The sequence below is a fragment of the Nocardia sp. NPDC004260 genome (assembly GCF_053603155.1).
In genome coordinates this window covers 1-2,222 of sequence record NZ_JBSGEZ010000234.1, presented here as the reverse complement: position 1 = coordinate 2,222, position 2,222 = coordinate 1, and the positions used below count along the sequence as shown (strand labels likewise).

The 2,222-nt window shown below is 64.7% G+C and carries 2 protein-coding genes and 1 pseudogene; 2 read left to right on the top strand and 1 reads right to left on the bottom strand.

The genetic code is table 11. The features are described 5' to 3' along the window. Positions 1-244: 244 nt before the first annotated feature. Positions 245-1,518 (top strand): annotated as a pseudogene (locus ACWEO7_RS39280) (IS256 family transposase). A 68-nt stretch (positions 1,519-1,586) separates the two neighbouring features. On the opposite strand, the gene ACWEO7_RS39275 reads toward ACWEO7_RS39280, so the two are convergent. Then, a complete protein-coding gene (locus ACWEO7_RS39275; RefSeq protein ID WP_452430894.1) occupies positions 1,587-1,802 on the bottom strand; it encodes a hypothetical protein in 216 nt (71 codons plus the stop codon). 64 nt (positions 1,803-1,866) lie between these two features. Here ACWEO7_RS39275 and ACWEO7_RS39270 point away from each other — a divergent pair. Continuing rightward, positions 1,867-2,222, top strand: a 356-nt coding sequence (locus ACWEO7_RS39270) for an SgcJ/EcaC family oxidoreductase (protein WP_452430893.1), incomplete at its 3' end; no start/stop codon positions are given.

Here is a 2,222-nt window from a genome sequence, read left to right as displayed (position 1 = left end):
CCCCCGCCCGCCCACACCATCGCACCCCATCGAAGACATCGCTCACCTCCTACCCACCACCCTCCAACCACAGCCACCCCCACACATCAGCGACCTACCAACCCACCCCCAACAACCACCTACCTAAAACCACCAACACAAACCCCTACGCCCCAGGACGGGACTGTCAGGAACTTTGGGGGTGGAGGTGATTCCGAACAGGTGCTGAAGTAGCCTGCGGCTGCTTCGGCGAGGAAGGATCACTCTGAACGACAACGCAACTCGGACTGCTGGTGGCGGGCTGGATGTCCGGATCGCGCAGGAGTTGGTGGAGCAGGCCCGCAGCGAGGGGCTGTCGCTGACCGGGGCCGATGGTTTGCTGACGGCTGTGACCCGCCGGGTCATAGAGGCCGCTTTGGAAGCGGAGATGACTGAGCATCTCGGATATGCCAAGGGCGATCGTGCGGCGGCGGCCGGAACCGGGGGCGGCAATCATCGCAACGGCACCAGCCGTAAGAGGGTGCATACCGATATCGGGCAGGTCACCGTGGACGTGCCCCGGGATCGGGCCGGGGGAGTTCGGGCCACGGATCGTGCCCAAACACGCGCGCCGCGTGACCGGGTTCGACGAGGCGGTGGTCAGCCTGTATGCCAAAGGGCTCACGACCGGGGAGATCCGTGCGCATCTGACCGAGATCTATGGTGCCGATATCTCGCGGGAGACGATCTCGAAGATCACCGACGCCGTAGCCGGTGAGTTGGCCGAATGGCAGTCCCGCCCGCTCGATCGCGTGTACGCGGTGGTGATGATCGACTGTATCTGGGTCAAGATCCGGGATGGTCAGGTCGCCTCGCGCCCGGTGTACGTGGCTGTCGGTATCGGCCTCGACGGTGCCCGCGACGTGCTCGGGTTGTGGGTCGGCGACGGTGGTGAAGGCGCCAGGCATTGGATGTCGGTGCTGGCCGAACTGCGTAACCGGGGTGTCGAGGATTTGTGCATCGTCTGTTGCGACGGATTGAAGGGACTTCCGGAGTCCATCACCGAGATCTGGCCGCAAGCCGACGTGCAGCTGTGTGGTCCACCTCGTGCGGGCCGGCCTCAAATACGCTGGTAAACAGCACTGGGGGCCGATCAGCAAACAGCTGCGTCAGGTTTATACCGCCCCGACGGTCGACGCGGCCGAGGCTCGGTTCGCCGAGTTCGCCGCCGAATGGGGCGATCGTTACCCGATGATCGTCAAGACCTGGCGCGGTTCCTGGGCACACTTCACCACGTTTCTGCAGTTCCCGCCGGAGATCCGGCGGGTCGTCCACACGACCAACATGATCGAATCGCGGGGCGCTCGCTTCCGGCAAGCGGTGCGCCGCCGCGGGCACTTCCCGACCGACCAGGCCGCGTTGAAAGTGCTCTACCTGGTCATCCGCGACCGCCGCAAGAACCGGCCCACCGTCGTCGGCCACACCCCCGGCTGGAAACGAGCCCTGCAGCAGTTCGCCCTGATCTACGGCGACCGCATCACCGACCACACCGAAAACTAGAATCAATCGCCTTCACCCACAAAGTTTTCTGACACTCCCCCCGGGACTTGAGGTGGGTGCTGTGACTGCTATGCCCGTGGCCCGGTGCCGCTGACGATGCGGTGGATGGTGGAGCGGCCGACGCTGTATTCCTGGGCGAGGTCGGCCAGGCTCGCGTTGTCGTCGGGGTCGCGGTAGCGGCGGTGGATCGTTTTCCGTGCTGCCAAAGGCAGTTTCGGCTGCTTGCCATTGAGCCGAATGAACGTGCGTCGGCCGTCCGGGTGGCGGTCATCCAGTAGTAGCATTCGTGGGGCATCGAGGGAATCAGGCAGGGTTGCGCCGCTGTCGGCGGCCAGGAGGGAAGAATCAGTGAACGAGAAGGAAGCGGCCGACGCACACAAGGCGGCCGAAGCTCTGTACCACAGGATTCTGAAGGGGTGGAACGACCACGACGGTGACGCCTTTTCCGCGCCGTTCGCGGAAGAGGGGCTGGTCATCGGATTCGACGGCAGTGAGAATGTCGGCCGCGCGGGCATCGCGGAGCAGATGAACAAGATCTTCGCCGACCACGAGACCGGCCGCTACGTCGGCAAGATCAAGAGTATCAAGGTGCCGCTGCCCGACCTGGCCGTCGTGCACGCCGTAGCCGGCGTGCTCCCGGCGGGCTCCGACGACATTAACCCCAAGCTGAACGCCGTGCAGACCATGGTGGCGGTCCGCCGTTC

Bases quoted from the DNA above. Each gene is read 5' to 3' on its own strand.
- ACWEO7_RS39275 (WP_452430894.1), bottom strand. From the start codon at position 1,802: ATGCTACTACTGGATGACCGCCACCCGGACGGCCGACGCACGTTCATT.